The 14,954-nt window shown below is 58.5% G+C and carries 29 protein-coding genes; 25 read left to right on the forward strand and 4 right to left on the reverse strand.

From position 1 onward, the window contains the following. Positions 1-116 precede the first annotated feature (116 nt). From HWY05_RS26945 to HWY05_RS38745, 25 genes are all read left to right on the forward strand, one after another. Positions 117-374, forward strand: a complete 258-nt coding sequence (locus tag HWY05_RS26945) for a hypothetical protein (protein WP_176060227.1) — start codon at positions 117-119, stop codon at positions 372-374. Positions 375-383: 9 nt separating this feature from the next. Then, entirely contained in the window at positions 384-968 is a 585-nt protein-coding gene (locus HWY05_RS26950; RefSeq protein ID WP_176060228.1) for a hypothetical protein, read from the forward strand. Positions 969-1,403: 435 nt separating this feature from the next. After that, positions 1,404-1,793, forward strand: coding sequence for a hypothetical protein (locus HWY05_RS26955; protein ID WP_176060229.1), 390 nt, complete (start codon positions 1,404-1,406; stop codon positions 1,791-1,793). A gap of 212 nt (positions 1,794-2,005) precedes the next feature. Continuing rightward, entirely contained in the window at positions 2,006-2,350 is a 345-nt protein-coding gene (locus HWY05_RS26960; RefSeq protein WP_176060230.1) for a hypothetical protein, read from the forward strand. A gap of 453 nt (positions 2,351-2,803) precedes the next feature. Continuing rightward, positions 2,804-3,031 carry a hypothetical protein gene (locus tag HWY05_RS26965; RefSeq protein ID WP_176060231.1) on the forward strand — a complete coding sequence of 76 codons (228 nt, stop codon included), beginning with the start codon at positions 2,804-2,806 and terminating at the stop codon, positions 3,029-3,031. Positions 3,032-3,236: 205 nt separating this feature from the next. Then, positions 3,237-3,608, forward strand: a complete 372-nt coding sequence (locus HWY05_RS26970) for a hypothetical protein (protein ID WP_176060232.1) — start codon at positions 3,237-3,239, stop codon at positions 3,606-3,608. 15 nt (positions 3,609-3,623) lie between these two features. Next, positions 3,624-3,857 (forward strand): hypothetical protein, encoded by a 234-nt coding sequence (locus HWY05_RS26975; protein ID WP_176060233.1) that lies wholly within the window; start codon positions 3,624-3,626, stop codon positions 3,855-3,857. Between the two features lie 217 nt (positions 3,858-4,074). Continuing rightward, positions 4,075-4,431: a hypothetical protein gene (locus HWY05_RS26980; RefSeq protein WP_176060234.1), complete on the forward strand. Its 357-nt coding sequence runs from the start codon at positions 4,075-4,077 to the stop codon at positions 4,429-4,431. Between the two features lie 13 nt (positions 4,432-4,444). Continuing rightward, positions 4,445-4,723 (forward strand): hypothetical protein, encoded by a 279-nt coding sequence (locus tag HWY05_RS26985; RefSeq protein WP_176060235.1) that lies wholly within the window; start codon positions 4,445-4,447, stop codon positions 4,721-4,723. Positions 4,724-4,736: 13 nt separating this feature from the next. Next, positions 4,737-5,051 carry a hypothetical protein gene (locus tag HWY05_RS26990; RefSeq protein ID WP_176060236.1) on the forward strand — a complete coding sequence of 105 codons (315 nt, stop codon included), beginning with the start codon at positions 4,737-4,739 and terminating at the stop codon, positions 5,049-5,051. A 72-nt stretch (positions 5,052-5,123) separates the two neighbouring features. Then, positions 5,124-5,390, forward strand: a complete 267-nt coding sequence (locus tag HWY05_RS26995; RefSeq protein ID WP_176060237.1) for a hypothetical protein — start codon at positions 5,124-5,126, stop codon at positions 5,388-5,390. Between the two features lie 23 nt (positions 5,391-5,413). Beyond that, positions 5,414-6,055, forward strand: a complete 642-nt coding sequence (locus HWY05_RS27000; RefSeq protein ID WP_176060238.1) for a DUF2026 family protein — start codon at positions 5,414-5,416, stop codon at positions 6,053-6,055. Positions 6,056-6,098: 43 nt separating this feature from the next. Then, positions 6,099-6,455, forward strand: coding sequence for a hypothetical protein (locus HWY05_RS27005; protein ID WP_176060239.1), 357 nt, complete (start codon positions 6,099-6,101; stop codon positions 6,453-6,455). 259 nt (positions 6,456-6,714) lie between these two features. Then, positions 6,715-7,056: a hypothetical protein gene (locus HWY05_RS27010; RefSeq protein WP_176060240.1), complete on the forward strand. Its 342-nt coding sequence runs from the start codon at positions 6,715-6,717 to the stop codon at positions 7,054-7,056. A gap of 44 nt (positions 7,057-7,100) precedes the next feature. Further along, the gene (locus HWY05_RS27015) at positions 7,101-7,340 is read left to right on the forward strand and encodes a hypothetical protein (protein ID WP_176060241.1); all 240 of its coding nucleotides are present in this window, start codon (positions 7,101-7,103) and stop codon (positions 7,338-7,340) included. A gap of 69 nt (positions 7,341-7,409) precedes the next feature. After that, on the forward strand, positions 7,410-7,586 hold the full coding sequence (locus HWY05_RS27020; RefSeq protein ID WP_176060051.1) for a hypothetical protein: 177 nt from the start codon (positions 7,410-7,412) through the stop codon (positions 7,584-7,586). Between the two features lie 168 nt (positions 7,587-7,754). Next, positions 7,755-8,492 carry a CPBP family intramembrane glutamic endopeptidase gene (locus HWY05_RS27025; RefSeq protein WP_176060242.1) on the forward strand — a complete coding sequence of 246 codons (738 nt, stop codon included), beginning with the start codon at positions 7,755-7,757 and terminating at the stop codon, positions 8,490-8,492. Between the two features lie 57 nt (positions 8,493-8,549). Beyond that, on the forward strand, positions 8,550-8,756 hold the full coding sequence (locus HWY05_RS27030; protein WP_134965703.1) for a hypothetical protein: 207 nt from the start codon (positions 8,550-8,552) through the stop codon (positions 8,754-8,756). 62 nt (positions 8,757-8,818) lie between these two features. After that, positions 8,819-9,022, forward strand: a complete 204-nt coding sequence (locus tag HWY05_RS27035; RefSeq protein WP_176060243.1) for a hypothetical protein — start codon at positions 8,819-8,821, stop codon at positions 9,020-9,022. Positions 9,023-9,117: 95 nt separating this feature from the next. After that, a complete protein-coding gene (locus HWY05_RS27040) occupies positions 9,118-9,402 on the forward strand; it encodes an H-NS histone family protein (RefSeq protein WP_176060244.1) in 285 nt (94 codons plus the stop codon). Continuing rightward, on the forward strand, positions 9,399-10,004 hold the full coding sequence (locus tag HWY05_RS27045) for a nucleoside 2-deoxyribosyltransferase (RefSeq protein WP_176060245.1): 606 nt from the start codon (positions 9,399-9,401) through the stop codon (positions 10,002-10,004). Before HWY05_RS27040 ends, HWY05_RS27045 begins: the two co-directional genes overlap by 4 nt. A gap of 10 nt (positions 10,005-10,014) precedes the next feature. Further along, a complete protein-coding gene (locus HWY05_RS27050; RefSeq protein WP_176060246.1) occupies positions 10,015-10,926 on the forward strand; it encodes a site-specific integrase in 912 nt (303 codons plus the stop codon). 102 nt (positions 10,927-11,028) lie between these two features. After that, positions 11,029-11,496, forward strand: a complete 468-nt coding sequence (locus HWY05_RS27055; RefSeq protein ID WP_176060247.1) for a hypothetical protein — start codon at positions 11,029-11,031, stop codon at positions 11,494-11,496. Between the two features lie 183 nt (positions 11,497-11,679). Beyond that, positions 11,680-12,690, forward strand: coding sequence for a UvrD-helicase domain-containing protein (locus tag HWY05_RS27060; protein WP_347880818.1), 1,011 nt, complete (start codon positions 11,680-11,682; stop codon positions 12,688-12,690). A 60-nt stretch (positions 12,691-12,750) separates the two neighbouring features. Beyond that, positions 12,751-13,164, forward strand: coding sequence for a 3'-5' exonuclease (locus HWY05_RS38745; protein ID WP_347880819.1), 414 nt, complete (start codon positions 12,751-12,753; stop codon positions 13,162-13,164). A gap of 152 nt (positions 13,165-13,316) precedes the next feature. On the opposite strand, the gene HWY05_RS27065 is transcribed toward HWY05_RS38745, so the two are convergent. The 4 genes from HWY05_RS27065 to HWY05_RS27080 form a co-directional block, all read right to left on the reverse strand. Further along, positions 13,317-13,694 carry a hypothetical protein gene (locus HWY05_RS27065; protein WP_176060248.1) on the reverse strand — a complete coding sequence of 126 codons (378 nt, stop codon included), beginning with the start codon at positions 13,692-13,694 and terminating at the stop codon, positions 13,317-13,319. Positions 13,695-13,814: 120 nt separating this feature from the next. Continuing rightward, positions 13,815-14,375: a phospholipase D-like domain-containing protein gene (locus tag HWY05_RS27070; RefSeq protein WP_176060249.1), complete on the reverse strand. Its 561-nt coding sequence runs from the start codon at positions 14,373-14,375 to the stop codon at positions 13,815-13,817. Positions 14,376-14,456: 81 nt separating this feature from the next. Further along, a complete protein-coding gene (locus HWY05_RS27075; RefSeq protein WP_176060250.1) occupies positions 14,457-14,660 on the reverse strand; it encodes a hypothetical protein in 204 nt (67 codons plus the stop codon). 49 nt (positions 14,661-14,709) lie between these two features. Continuing rightward, a complete protein-coding gene (locus HWY05_RS27080) occupies positions 14,710-14,901 on the reverse strand; it encodes a hypothetical protein (protein ID WP_176060251.1) in 192 nt (63 codons plus the stop codon). Positions 14,902-14,954 lie beyond the last annotated feature (53 nt).

Below are 14,954 nucleotides of genomic sequence, written 5' to 3' on the forward strand. Positions count from 1 at the left end.
GCCTTTCGGGTGAAACAGCCCTGTCGCCGCTCTGGTCATGAATGCCGATCGCTGGGATGCTGGCGCGCTGTCGCTGAAGCATGAGCGCTGAGAGTTTGATAGAAACGACGGAAAACATGGAACTCATGACTACCGAATCGACCGCATTCAACCGGGCCGCTTACCTGCGATCCAAAGTACTCGACAGCTTGGCTAGCCAGTGCCACGAACAGAACCTGCCGTTTTCGTCACTGGCACACGAAGAAATGGCAGACGCATACTCTGAGGCAGGCACTGCTCTGCATGCGAAAGCGCGCAAGCTGTTTCCTCTCTACCCGCATCGTGACTTCATGGCGGGCAAGGAGTGGGCGCGTGCAACAGGCTTTGGCGAATAGGAAAATTCCATGACTCCAGTCATCGATGTTTTGATCGGGATTTTGGCCTTCCTGCTCGGCTTGCTTGTCCGCGATTTCTTGCCTAGCTATTTCCGAAAAAAGGGTGAGAACCTGGCCACGAAAGAAGACATCGCAGAAATCACGGCTGCGCAAAAAGCGGTAGAGCATCGATTCAACGAGTTGATCGAAGCTTCGAAGCAACGCCATGCATTGCGGACGCTAGTTGCGGAGCGACGTATGGCCGCGCACCAAGAGGCGTTTCTCCGCGTTAAGGAACTACTTGCGGCCCGCCAGAATGTCGATGTTGTCGTCAAATGCCGCGCTTGGATGGACGCAAACTGCCTCTACTTAACTGGCGACGCACGAATGGCAGTGTGGAAAGCCGTCGGCCACGCAGAGACGCGCGCGCAACATCTCTCCGACGCTGAAAATGCGGCAGGAGATAACCAGTACGTGAGGATTTTTCACGAGGAAGCCGCTAAGGCATGGAACGGCATCATGGCTGCGCTGCCCGCGATCGTCGCGGGGGTGGAGTTGCCAGCGCTTGGCGCAGAGGAATTGCAAGTCCTCGTAAAGGGAGCCGAGGCAGCTTAGCGCTTCGTATTGCCCCAGCAAACTCAGCTGTGACGCGACAATAGAGTTCGACACAAAACAATAGTGTTTGAGACAGAATCAGAATTTGGAAAACGGGGGTATTGAACCATGGCGCAGAATTCGATCCCGGGTGGCGACAAGGCAGCACGCGAACTTGCGACGCGACTCGACGCAATGATAGACGGCCCGCTACAGATGCCCGTGACAGTCGGACCGGTCTTTGTTTTGCTCGCGCTGGCTACAGACCATGCCGACTTGGTCCGACCCGAGTCCGGCGCCTGTGACGCCGCGGCTCAAGCGCTACGAAGGGCGGAGCCCGGTGGATATGTGATCTCTGGGCGCACCAGGCGCACTGCGCCTTCCAGGACCTTTGGCTCTGAATTCCCCGACCAGTCGGTACCACGCTACGCGTACGTTCACGTCGCCGAGCGAGGCATGATCGAAATAGTCTCTGGGGAGATTATCGACAACACTCACGGACTGGTCGGATTTGGTCCAATTGAAAAATCGATCAGGGAACACGACGCGGAGGCGCTGCGCGCAGCGTTCGTTGCACTCGGAGTTGACGGCCCAATCATGGTCGCCATCGCACTGCTTCGCACTCGCAACACCAAGGTGTCGTTCCACGAGGCTACTTCCCATCGTGTAGGCGTATTGCATGTTCCATACGTGAAGATCGAGCCGTTCGGCTTTGCTGCTCGCTTAGAGCTTAAAGCTGAGAAGCTCAACCAGTCGATCAGCGACTTGTGGATTGCGGTGACCCGACAAGTGAGTGCGGTACAAAACGAGGAGGGTTACACAGAAGCCGGAACCGTTGGCGAGTGAGTCCTGCGGTCCACTCGGATCGCCGTCCACGGCGCGCGTTGTGTCAAACACTATTGTCGCAAGTTTGATGAGGTGTCGTGCATGGAAGCCGTTGTGTCAAACTCTATTCGTATTGCGCGACAGCTACGGCGATGGTATGTCCCTGATCGGAAACGGAGCCCTGTGTCAAACAGTATTGTCGGTTCACATCAGCCAGCCCGGAAAACGGGGGAGTGATTGTGCTTAAACTCTTTTCGACAGTGGCTTTTGGTTTCGCAGCGTTTTGCGTAAGCGGCTCGACGAAGGCATATCCAACCGACTTTTGCTACGAGCGCGCGCATTTCGCGCTCATGGTTTCTCAAGATCGCGACAAATTCGCCGCCAAGCAGAGCGACCAAGACGAAGACTATGGCAAGAGGACGTGGGCCTACATCCTTCGCGACCATACCAAGCGTGAAATTACCCAACACATGGACATCATCACATCGGTTTGGGAAGTAATGCAGAGTCAGACTCCGAATGAAATCGAAACGATTGTTCTGCAGGACTGCATCAAACGCCCCGAACGATATCGTTAGAACGGAAAATCGGAAAACCATCATGAGTGGTGTGCAACAAATAAAACTGCGACCAACTGGCGTGCTACTGCTCGCACTAGGCTTTTTGCTGTCAAGCGCCGGGGCCTTAGGGCTGCTGCTGTGCTTCTTGGCTTTGGCGTTCTCCTTCACAGTGCCTCCTGGCGGCGCCGTTGGTTTGGGCGTCGTCTGCGCCGCAACGGCACTCTTTGGCTGGCGGACCGTCGCGTGTGCGCGGGTCGGTTCGGAGCCTTGACGACCGAGCGCGACGATAACCACGGAAAATGATCAAAAGGACAAGCGCACTTACGTGCATTGGGCGGCAAAGGACATGGCTCGTCGGGTAACGTCAAAGGGATGCTTCAAATCGATCCATGGCCCCTTCGGTCCCGATGATGATTGGACGCGCCAAGTCTTTCAGCTTTAGTCGTAGAACAGACAAAGGAGAGGATGTTGATGGCTACCCCTACCTCGCGTGTTGATGTGCAGCTATTGATGGCTGATGGAACAGCGACCAACGTTAGCTCGGTCGAATTTTTCGGTGGACGCGGGATGATTTGGCTTCGTGGACATGAGTTTGCTCAGGGCAGCGTAGTCGGGGTCGTGATAGACGGTCGGCGGCGTACGGTAAAAGCTATTGAGAACAAAGCGCAAGTCTGCGAAATTCGCCTTGAACGGGAATAGGCTCGCAACAAGGTAAACACCCGAACGACAACGTCACGCAGCCCCCCCGTTGACGACCCACCCGCGCTATAAAGCAAAAGCACAAGAGAAATGAGTTCCTTTCATCGAACCGACTGGCTCGTCGTGGCCTCACCGATTGCCACCCTACTGATCGTGGCATGTGGGTACGTTGTCAGTTACATGCAGGAAAAAGGGGATTGACGAAATGAAGAGAGTCGCACTTGCACTGCTGGCCGTAGTCAGCGTCGCAGCCCACGCGGAAGCCGGTCGCTACGTCGCAACCGATGCCGACGCATCGGCTTCGGCGCTGGTATCGCGGTGGGCCGCACTCGATGGTCGAACGGTCAAGTGGGAGGCAACTGGCGATTTCCCGCTGCGCAATGCGGCCCGGTTGAACGCTAGGGGACAACTCGCCACGGCTCCGAGTCTTGATGACGCCTTCGAGCGGGTTGCGAAGCTCACGCGCGAAGAAAAGCCCGACGCACCGGTTCTGTTTGCCTGCTCGTATCAGCATGGCAAGGTGGCTATGGAAGTCCGCGAGGTCGGTCAGCCTGAGTGCGGTAAGCCGCTTAACTGAAATCGGAAAATCAGCATGTCGCCCTTTGACACAGCACTTCAGTGGCGGAAAGAAACAGGGCGCGTCGGTCGCGGTGGCGTTGTCGTGCTGTTCAACGGCGAAGTACAAGGCTGGGTGAACACATTGCGCAATCCCGACCACTGGCAACCCGGCTGCATCGCGGTCGATGAGGACGGGCGCACATGGACCACCATCGCGGGCAATGAGCGCGACGGCGCGCTCATGTGGCTCGCTAACGACGAACTGTAGGAAACCGCCCGTGGGCCGAGTTCGGAAGGAAGTTATCGATTGGAGCGCAATGCCCTGCCTCCATCTGCTTTACTACAACGAGGACAGAGAGATGATTGGTCATAAGCTCGTTCCAATGGATCAATCGTCCGAAGGCGTGTTCTGGTGTCGAGTTTGTGGTGGTCATCCGACCGATCCGATTCACCAGCCCGGATACGAACCAGAGTAGGAAAAGCAGGTGGACTTCCACGTGGTCACGAACGGCACCGTCGAGACGCAACCGCTGCTCTACCAGTGGGAGATCCACGATGCTCAAACCGGAGAATTGCTTGGCCGGTACGTCGGAAAGGCGTCGGCCGGAGGTCGCAGGCCCCGCAAGCACTATGCGCGGAACGTGAGGCGGCTGCTTGCTGGGTTGGCTTACCGCAAGGGCAGGCCGGACAACTATCGTGGCGTACACCGTGCGCTGGCCGAAGCGGTTCGGAAAGGTGATCGAATCACCCTTACGCTGTTGCGGAACGTGGCTCCGGGTGAAGATATCAATGAAGCTGAACGCGCGACGATACGCGCGCTCAAATGCACCCTGAACGGGTAGGGAAATTCAGTTCATGACTAAGAGGCGGATAGTCCAATGGTTTGTCAACTGGACCGATAGCTGGAACCGAGAGTTCCATGAGGCTATTGAGGCGAACGTGCAAGCTGAGTTTAAGAAGCTGTTTCCTGAGGGCGCACGCGACACAGAAGCCATGATCGAACAGATGCGTAGCTTCTATTACGCGCGCATGACAAACACCTCGACGCTACTGGTGGCGATTCTTGCGTTAATCGTTTCGATCGTTGCTCTTGCGGTGCCGCTTCTCATGGCCGCCTTTAGCGGTTCGCATTGATAGGAAAATTACTATGTCGAGATATACAGGCGCGGTTCGGTTCCCCGACAAGTCGGTGATGTACTTCGTGTACAACGCCACGGTCGATATGGCTCGCCGACGCCTCTACCATGACGCTTCCCAAGCTGATGCCGCATGGGACGATGAACAGGATTTGATTGATGTTGGCGCGGGTCGTGAAGACGAAGAACCGGTAGAGGTCATGCCGTACTACTGTCACGATAACAAACGTGTTGCGTTCGACAGCCGTGCCAGCAAATCGCACATGGTCATAACAGGCCCGTGCGATTTCCTGAGCGCGATCGAAGAACAGAACGAAGATCGCTAGGCAACGGAAAATTCGCCGCCACGTGTGGCATTCGAAAACATCGGGGAAATGGTGAGCGCTTCGAGAGAGAACATGCTTCGTGCATTGAAAGCCCGCGACGCCGCGCGCGCCGCGTACCGTGCCGGGCGAATCGAAGGCGATTCCCGCCTTGCCGCAGCAGAGTCGGAGTACGTCAATGCCGTAAAGCAGTACCGCGAGATACAACGCGAAAAGGTCGTCAGCGGCATCGTCTTTGCCATAGCGTGCGGCGCGGTTGGCCTTGCGGTCGGTCTACCCGCTTGGGCCGTAGTGGTCTTGTTTCTCGGTGGCGTTGGCCTCGTGAAGATGCTCACGCTTTGACAACGGAAAATAGGTGGATACATATGAAGCAAGGACAACGACCGCTCACGCTAGTTGATTACCAGAGAATTTTTCAGGTGGCACACGGGATCATCGTTGAACTCGGGAAGAACAAGGCTAAAAGTTGTGTTTTCTTCAGCATGGTCGGGGCGTTCATCTTGAAGAAGTATCACGGAATTCAGGCCCGACCTGTAGCAGGTTCTGCGTACTTCAAACTGGACGAAAGCGATGTAGTCCTTGCCGTTGCTGATCCGACGAAGAATTTTGAATCGAGTTCCCTCGATGGTGGGTTCCATTGCTGGGTTGAAACTGATAGATGGTGCATCGACTTCACAGCTCCTTTGTTTCCAGAGATGATGCAGGATGCCGGTTCCACCTCGAAATGCGATCGCAAGATGTTTCAAAAATCGGTCGCGAGTATGGCGGAGAGTCCGTACGCATTGGAGCGAGCGGGGGATTATTTTCTCGACGTCGACGTTGAACTGACGAGAGAGTTGATGAGGCTAAACGTTGAGAGGAATGATGTGCTCGATCTTATTAATGTCGCGTCGACGTGGTATCGCAAAGCCCCCATGGCGATGGCACGAGAAATGAGCATCATGAACGACCTCGGGCAGGTATCAAAGCTGAGCTTGGATGCGCCGGCCATTGTCGGGGTTTGGTAAGCGGGAAACCTCGGAAAATACGAAGGAATTCAGGGGGGACGTTATGCTGAAAATTTCGGAGCTTCAGTATCTGGCGACGCGATTGCGCCGCGTGGACAGCGAAGAATGCGGCCATGCCGCGCGATTAGTCGAGGCAGCGATTCAGGAATTTGATCGCGTGAGCCGTAGCCTACAGGTCGAGCATGACATGTTTCATCAGGCGTGGGATCACGTAAGCCGTGCGCTTGATGATGCAACATTTTCGCCGGAGCATCATGACGAACTCGACGCTATTGAGGCAGAGATTGCTGGACGTGTGCTGACCGCACGAATGGCGCTCGGACAATTGGTGGCCGGCGTCCAGTCGGACAGTGCGCCGCGTCGGAGCCGGGTGCGTGCGTTCCTCGACCGATTCGCATAACCATCGGAAAATCGTTGACGTTAATGCGTGGGGCCTACTCGCCGGCGCTGGCCCGTCGCAGTCGGAGCGTGAAAGATTTCGGCTAGCGAGCTTTGACACGGTCCGTTCAAAATGTCTAAAGTCGAAAGCTCCATTTTTTACTATAGCTTTTACCCTAACGAAGGCCCGTGGTTCGTGAGAGAGTATCTGCCGCGGCGAGACCGGTATCTTTAGCAACGACGTAGGCTGACCGAACACCGCTACAACGGAAGCCTGAAGCTTGACGGGGAAGAAAATGGACGGACTAGGATTTGACTTTGGTTTTGTGCTTGCACTCATTTTGATTGTCTCTTCACTACCTCTCGTCTACAGGCGATCGGGGATGGGCGGAATATTGAGAGTCGTGGCAGGCCTCGGGATTCTCTCCACGGTTTACCTCGCAATTTTCATCCCGAGTGCCGCAGAGATTCACGCATCCGAATCAGCAGGTCCCTACAGCCAGTTAGCCGCGGCCGTGCTGGATGCCACGCATGGGAAATGGCCCCTGGTGGCTATTGTGGGTGCGCTGTCGCTTGCGACGGTGGCCTTGAGCGTGCGCTACGACGTGGAGACCGCAGGTTAAAGCACACGGGACATTCGCTGCCACGCGCGGCATTGGAAAACACAATGGACGATAAGAAAGTGAGTGCGCTTGCCCACGAAATCAACGCGCGATTCGCTTCGGAGCAAAGTGTGATGATAGGGGCCGGTACTTCGGCCTCGGCGATCGGCTCGAAGACGCTACGTGAGTCGCTGACCGACCTGGGCTATAACGAAGCCGCGCAAGCAAAGTTGGATAGCATCATGGACAGCACTGGAACGTTCGTCGTTGCCGGGGCAGACATGCGCCATATTCGCGAGGCCTAGAACGATGCTGATTCACCGGCTTTGCTCGCGAATAGCCGCGTACGCGAAGCGATCTTAGAAAGGATGACAATGATTATCAGGATTGAAGTTTCGAACGCAGAACTTCAAGCGATGGACTGTGACTCGCTTGATGAGTTCGAGGACCAGATTCGCAGTCAGCTCGACAATGGAGTCGTGACGAGCGACGGCGGTGCTGGTGCCGACTGGATGGCTGAGTACGATCTTGAAGTCATCAGGGTCAATTGAGACGGAAAATCGCCGCCACGCGCGGCAATTGAAAGCAGAAAAGAGAAATCTGAAAATGAATATCGGAACGAAATTGGCGCTGTTGGCCGTCACGTTCGCATGCGCTGCGGGCGTTGTGCTTATCGTGTTCCATTGATCGGAAAAAACCGGCTGTTGGGGGAACAATAAATGGATAGTAATCAGGCAGAATCCGTGGCTGCATTGGTTCAGTCCAAGCGCCCTCGGGGGCTTTTTGCGAAGGAATTTACCAGAGCGGCCTGGTTTGGGCCCTGCGTGTACCTTCTCTATCGATTCTTCATCTTGCCCGGTGGCGCGATTCTGCTGGCCCGCTCACCTGTCGGGAACTACACGATCCTCGTGAATTACGGGCCAGCCGCGGTGTTTTTGGGGGCGATGTTCTTGCTACACAGGCGGTACTTCGCAAACTCCATTAACTTCGTTGGGAGTTTTCGAGCAAAAGACGTCATCGTCGGGGTCGCCGCGATCTCGGCGTTATATGTCGCGACTAACTGTATCGCCGTGTGGATCCATCAGCCGCGCGAGCCCATCATGGAGGGCATGTTTCGCTCGCTGACGCCGACTCAGACAAGCTTCCTGATTGGATCCCTGCTGTGCTTGCCTCCCATTGTTGAGGAACTCGCATTTCGGCACTTTTTGGCCTCGTTCTTCCCATTCCGGAAGAGTATTGTGTGGGCCTTCGTTGCGGTGATTCTCACTGCGCTTTGGTTTACGCACATGCACTCGTACGTGTATCTGACATCGGATGTTACGATCTTTCTGATGGGTATCATTCTCGGCTTAGCGCGAGTTAGAACACTGGGAATGGTGCTGCCGATGTGCCTTCATGCGTATTCGATCGGCTTCGCACTTTTGGCCGATTTCGTCAGAACTTCGTATGCGGGCTAGCCCTGCTCCATTCGCGAATAGGAAAAGCGGCGCTGGCCGCGACAAGGAAGGTACGGCATGAAGCGACTCGAATACAGGCTATGCAAAGACCGACACGGTGCGCCGCTCGTCACACTCGATTCTGCGATGGGGAACGGGCAAGACATTTATCCTGCGGATCTGCGAGCGTTGGCCAACGCTTTGTTGCAGGTCGCGGACGCTGCGGAACAGGAGACGCTCGGCAAGCACGAGCGCTGGAAATCGGGTGTCATCGAACTTGGATAGGAAAGTCGGAGCGAGCTGCGCCCCGCACGAGGCCGGATGCCCGAACAAGAGCGTGAATTGAAATGGCAGACGTATCGTTGATCGAAGAAATCCAGACCTACGCTGACGGCCGCAAAAGCGATGTAGCGCGTGGGGCAAAGACTCCGGCTCTGGCCGCGCTCATGGTCGAAAAATACGATGAAGGCATCGCCGGTACCGATTTGAAGCTTGCGCAGCCGGTCTGTTGGTCAACGGCGAAGTGTACTGAAGCACCGGAAAATTCGTAAAACAAAAGGATAAGCCAAGTGTCGGAGTTGTCAGCCTTGACAACGCCTGCATCCAGTTAAAATCGGGCCACCACTTACAAACGGAGATTCGCACGATGGCACGATACAAGGAATTGCTCGAACAGAAGCGGGATCTGGAACGGCTGATCGAGGAGGCGCGACGCGGAGAAGCGGCCGCAGCGCTCGAAACCGTACGGAACATCGTCGCTGAGTTCGGCCTTACTGCTGAGGACGTCTTCGGCAAGCGCCGCAAAGGTTCAGCCGTGCCGGCCACGCCAAAGTACAGGAACCCGGAAACGGGCGACACCTGGAGCGGCCGCGGCCGGGTTCCGTTGTGGTTAGCGGGTCAGAAGCGCGAGCCGTTTCTCATAACCGAATGAACAGTGATACGCGCGCGGCCACGCGCAAGCGGATTTACCTCGCCGGCTTCGATGTCTTCAGGACTGACGCAGCCGACTACGGTCGCTCGTTGCAGCGGCTGTGCGCGCGATTTGGCTTCGACGCAACATTTCCGCTGGACTCGGTCGCACCTACCGGTCTCCCGCGGGCCGAACTCGCGGCCTGGATCTATCGCGCCAATATCGCGGCGATCGGCGCGGCCGACATCGTCATGGCCAATCTGGCCGACTTTCGGGGCGCCGGCGAGCCGGACAGCGGCACGGCGTTCGAAATTGGCTTCGCCACAGCATCAGGCAAGGACATATGGGGCTATCGTGACTGCGCGACTCCCCTCCTCCGTCACGTTCCAACGACGATGACGGGAGCGGGCCGCGTCTGCGAGCGCGGTTTTCTGGTGGAAGACTTCGGGTTGCCAGTCAATCTCATGCTCGCCTGCAGTTCGCGTATCGTGACTGGCGGCCCGGAAGCCTGCCTGCGTGCGATGGCGGCCGAGTATGGGACAGGAAGCACCCCCTCCCCCTGTAGACAGGCTGGCGGATCGGAGATTCGCCAGGTGGAGGGGCGACGCCAATCCAGTATATAAGGTTCGAGATATGGATATCCGCTCGCGATGGATAGCACTGCCTCATGACGCGTATCGTGAATGGCAGACCGGCGAGGCGGCTGGCGCGGATCGCCGCCCGTTCTCGCAGCGCTCGATCGTCCAGCACACTGCGATGTTTGAGCGGTTTGTCCGGCACCTGATCCAGCTCGGTACGACGGTGGCCAGCTTCGGGCCCGACCACCTCGAGACGTTCTTCAACGACGTCGACAATCGCTGCGCGCCCGGCACCACCACGCGTCTTCGCTATACGAAGCTCGTCGACAGGCTGTGCCGCCACCTGGTCGACGTGGGTGTGCGCGAAAGCAATCCTGCCGCGATGTTCGCTGCGGCCGCCGAATGGCCGGACGACGAACCCGAGCCACTCTTTCTCAATGCTGCGGCCGACGCCGCCCTGCAGGCGCATGCGCAGCCGGATGCCGGCGATGACGCGCGGATGCTGCGCAACCGGGCCGTCGTGGCGCTGCTGCTCGGCGCGGGCATTACGGCTGCGGAACTGCGCTCGACATGCGGGGATCATCTCATTCTCGACGACACGCGGCCGCATCTGCGCGTGCCCAAGCGCGGCCCTCGCCTTGAGCGCATCGTCTCGTTGCCAGCTTTCAGCGTACCCGCACTGATCGCCTGGCGACGATCACGTTCGGCCGCGCAAACGGCCGTGCTCTTTCCGGCACCTCGCACGGAGGACAAGCCGATCAACGACGTGCTGCTCGGCGCGATCGTGCGCGAAGCGTTAGAAGCGATCGGCTTCGCCGCGCCCGATATGAGCCCGCGTGTGCTGCGCAATACCTTTGCGCGTCGGTTGCTGCTGGCTGGCCGAACCAACGATGAGGTGAGCCGGTTTCTCGGGCTGGCAAGCCAGCGCACCGTTATCCGCCTGCGGGCTACGCTCGCCGTCCCCTGATTCTCCCCCGACCTCTTCTGCAAGATCTTGACTTTGCTTCGCACTCCGTAGGCTGGTTTTGCGCGTCTATCCTGCCGCGTAAAACCATCAACGGAGCGCCCTATGGCTTATCAGGGAAGTTTTATGGATCTCATCTACCCGGACGAAAGCGGCTCACCGGCCGTCATGCAGTACCGGATTGCGTTCACCAACACGCCCGAGCTGCTCGCCGTGATCCATCTGCGGCAGCTTGACCCGTCTTTCGTCAGTCCGATGTCCTCGCTAACCGCCCGCGACCATGTCCTGAACCGCATCGTCGCCGAGCAGTTGACCGGGATACGCGTCGGTTCGATCCGCGTTGCGATCGAAGATCCGAGCGGGGTGTTCGAGTTCGCGCTGGAATTCGACCTGCACGATTACCTGCTGCGCGGGTTGCCGTTCGACTCGACGCCGGTGCTGGCGGCCGGTGGTCGATTCCGGGAAGAATTTTCGATCGCTTCTGACCGTGCCATCGCCGGTAGCGTGCGCGTCCACACTGCGCATGCGACGCCGCAACCCCTTTCACAGGAAGTTGCCGACGCTATCGTGTAACCGGTGACGGCAGGCGACCCACCCGCCGTTCGAAGGACCCAGCGGCGCGCCGCAATAGCGTGCCGCTTTTCTGGCGCTTTCTCCGCGCCGCCCGATCATGTACTGACCGACACTGACTTACCGGACATCTTGACACGCGCCGCGCGCACGTAAGCTGGAAGGTGTCCAATCAACCTCCAGACAATGACCTCCTCATCCCTCAAACCCACCGACGAGCAACTCGCCGCGATTGACGCCGCCGTCACCGGCGAACACCTGAAACTGAAGGCCTACGCGGGCGCGACGAAGACCTCTACGCTCACTATGATCGCTGAGCGGCTGTCGGCTCGCCGCGGCAAGTACCTGGCGTTCAACAAGGATATCGTGGTCGACGCGAAGAAACGATTCCCCTCCAACGTCTCGACTCAGACCTGGCATTCGCTCGCCTTCTCCGCGAGCGATCGGGCGCTTACCGCGCGGCTGAACCTCGCCAAGGAGCCGCCCCATCATCTCGCTGGTCGATACGGGCTGGGGCCGCTCAAGGTGCCAACCGTCATCGGAAAAACGGTCGAACTATCGGCCTTCCAGATTGGACGCATGGTGGCAGACGGCAGTGCCCGATTCTGCCGGTCCGCGCAATCCGCGCCGGTGGCATGGCACATTCCCGTCGACGACAAAATCGAGGAGGTGGCCGCCGAGGAGTTGCGTGCGATGCTATTGCCGCACGTGACGCGTCACTGGGCCGAGAGCGCTGATCCGCATGGACGGACCGCGATCACGCCCGACGTCTATCTGAAACTCTGGGAGCAGTCGAAGCCGACCATTGGCGCGGATTTCATTCTCATCGACGAGGCGCAGGACAGTGACGGTCTGATGCTGTCCGTGCTGCGCCGGCAACGCCACGCACAGGTGATCTATGCCGGCGACCCTTATCAGCAAATCTATGAGTGGCGGGGCGCGGTCAACGCCATGGAACATATCCAGGCGAGTCAGTGCGCGCTCACCATGTCATTCCGCTTCGGGCGCACCCTCGCCGCACTTGCGACGCGTGTCCTGCAACTGTTCGGCGAGTCGATTCCCGTGCGCGGCCGACCCGGCATAGAATCCATCCTGGTCGAAGATCCGGACGAGCGGCCAGACGTCGACGCGGTGCTTTGCCGGAAGAACATAACCGTAATCGGCATCCTTGCGAACGGTCTCGCCGCCGGACACTAGGTCGCGGTACGCGCGAACATTGAAGAGATTCTGGCATTTGCCGACTGCGCCGACCGCCTGATGCGCGGCCAGCGTGCCCACAAACCCACATCGCTGACGCTGTTCGAGTCGTGGCGCGACGTCCAGGAGTACGCGCGAAGCCAGGCCGGACGAGACCTTTTGCCGGCCGTCATGCTGATCGACAACCACGGCACCGACTATCTGCGCGAGCTGCTCGCACGCGTATCGTCCGAAAGAGAGGCCGACTACGTGGTATCGACCATCCACCGCGCAAAGGGACTTGAATGGGATCGCGTGAAGGTCACGGGCGATTTCCGTTTCCGCGCAGAAGACGACGGCCGCACGACGCTCGCTGACGACGAAGCGCGCCTCGCCTACGTCGCGTTCACGCGGGCGCGCAAGCTTCTCGACCTGTCGGAAGTGAAGGCGGATCTCCTCAAGGTCTTCGAGGATGCGCCGGTCGGCCTTCGGTAACGTTTCGCCCCGGCGTCATCACCGTACTCATGCAAAAAGAAAAGCCCACGGTTCCGAAGAACGCGTGGGCGGGGTCAAGAGAAAATCAATCACAGACTCCCGATTGGGATGGCGACGCCTTGTAGCGAAAACCACGCACGCCGACGGCGACCTCAGCCGTGGTTCATCCGGATGTGAGTCATCCATCTGCTACCGGACGGCAGCGCTCGCACAAACGCGGCGATCTCCGCATCGCGCGGATCAAGCTCGACATGGGTGCCACGAAGGATCGCGGTCTGCAGATAAAAGAGTGTCACCACGGCCTCGTTACCGAATTGCTCCGCGATTCCGCTGATCGTCTCGACCGACTCGAGCAGCTCGCGCGAAAAAAGCGCGCTCGCCGCCGGGCAATTCATCGAGACGATGGCGGCGATGCACGCATCGGCCTGATCGCCGATGTCGCCGGCAGCGATCGCGTCTTCCGGAAGGGCGCCGCAGTCCACCAGACACCGTTGGACGTCGCTAGCAAAATCACTACATGAATAGGTCATCAAAAGCTCCGCATGGGTTGTGCGAGCGGCAACACGATCCCCTGCGGGACAGCGTGCCCCGCAAAGGTAGATAGTTGAAGTGATGGGTGGAGTGATGAAGCGCCGGCTACGGCGCGATGATTACTGCGGCCGGTACGGCTCGCCGAGCGAAGTCACCTGCGTCCAGTTCGCGAGAAACTTCTGGATCACGGTGTCATCACCGGAAATCACAACGGCGTTTTCGGAATTGGCGCGCGCTGCCTGCTGGGTGTAGTTGTAGCTACCTGTCTCAACCGATGTCTCCGTCCAGATATATTTCGAGTGTTGAATGGGGTACGCACGTACCAGGCGAACCGGCACACCGGCATAGGTGAGCGCGCCGATGGCTGCATGAGATCGTCCGCTGCGGTCTTCGTCAATATTGCTCCGGTAGTCGAGCGTCACCTGCACGTCGACGCCCCGGCGTTTCGCCAGAAGCAGCGAGCGCACAACCGCCGGCGACGTGAAGGTGTAAGCCATCACGCGAACAGATCGCTGGGCACGGTCGATCGTGCGCAGGACCAGTCGCTCGGCGCCGCCATCCGGCGAAAACGCCACCTCTATCTCGGCGTGGCCAGCGGCGGCCGCCGGCGACACATACATGAGACCGCCGGCGGTGAGCAGCGAAGCGGCGATCGCCGCAGTGAGGATCTGCTTTTTCATGAGAGTTCTCCTTAGCGTATACGCAAAAAGCCCCGCTTCTCTCGAAGGCGGGGCACAAAAGGACCGAACACGGAAACCGCGTCAGGAACAGGTTTTCGGGTGCGCTGTCGTGAAGACCAGCACCTGGCCATCCTTGCAGATCACGAAGTCGCCCTCTTCGCCTTTCGGCCGATGGACAACGATCGCCGGACGGATTGAGGGTTGGGTAACAGGGGCGTTGGCCGAACAGGCGCACAACGACGAGGAGCCCGCCGCAGCGAGCAACAGCATCAGGAAGTTGGACATGGAGAGAAAATGACGCGCACCCCGAAGGGCGCGCGGGTGAAGGTTGCGCCTAGGCAGCGCGCTTTTGCACATTGCCAGCCGGCACCGCGCTGCGGGTGAGCCACACACCGTCGACCAGAATGTCATGCATGAGCGTGCCATTCAGTTCATACGAGTGGTTCGTACCGACGCGCGGTTTTGCCGGCCGCACGGCGACGGTGACTGCCGACGTGCGTGCATAAAGATTGAATTTCGATTGCATTGCGTGCCTCGAAAAAAATGGACGAGGAACGCCCCTGTGGGGAGCGTTCCCCA

This window comes from Paraburkholderia sp. BCC1876 (genome assembly GCF_902833695.1).
Taxonomy (GTDB): domain Bacteria; phylum Pseudomonadota; class Gammaproteobacteria; order Burkholderiales; family Burkholderiaceae; genus Paraburkholderia.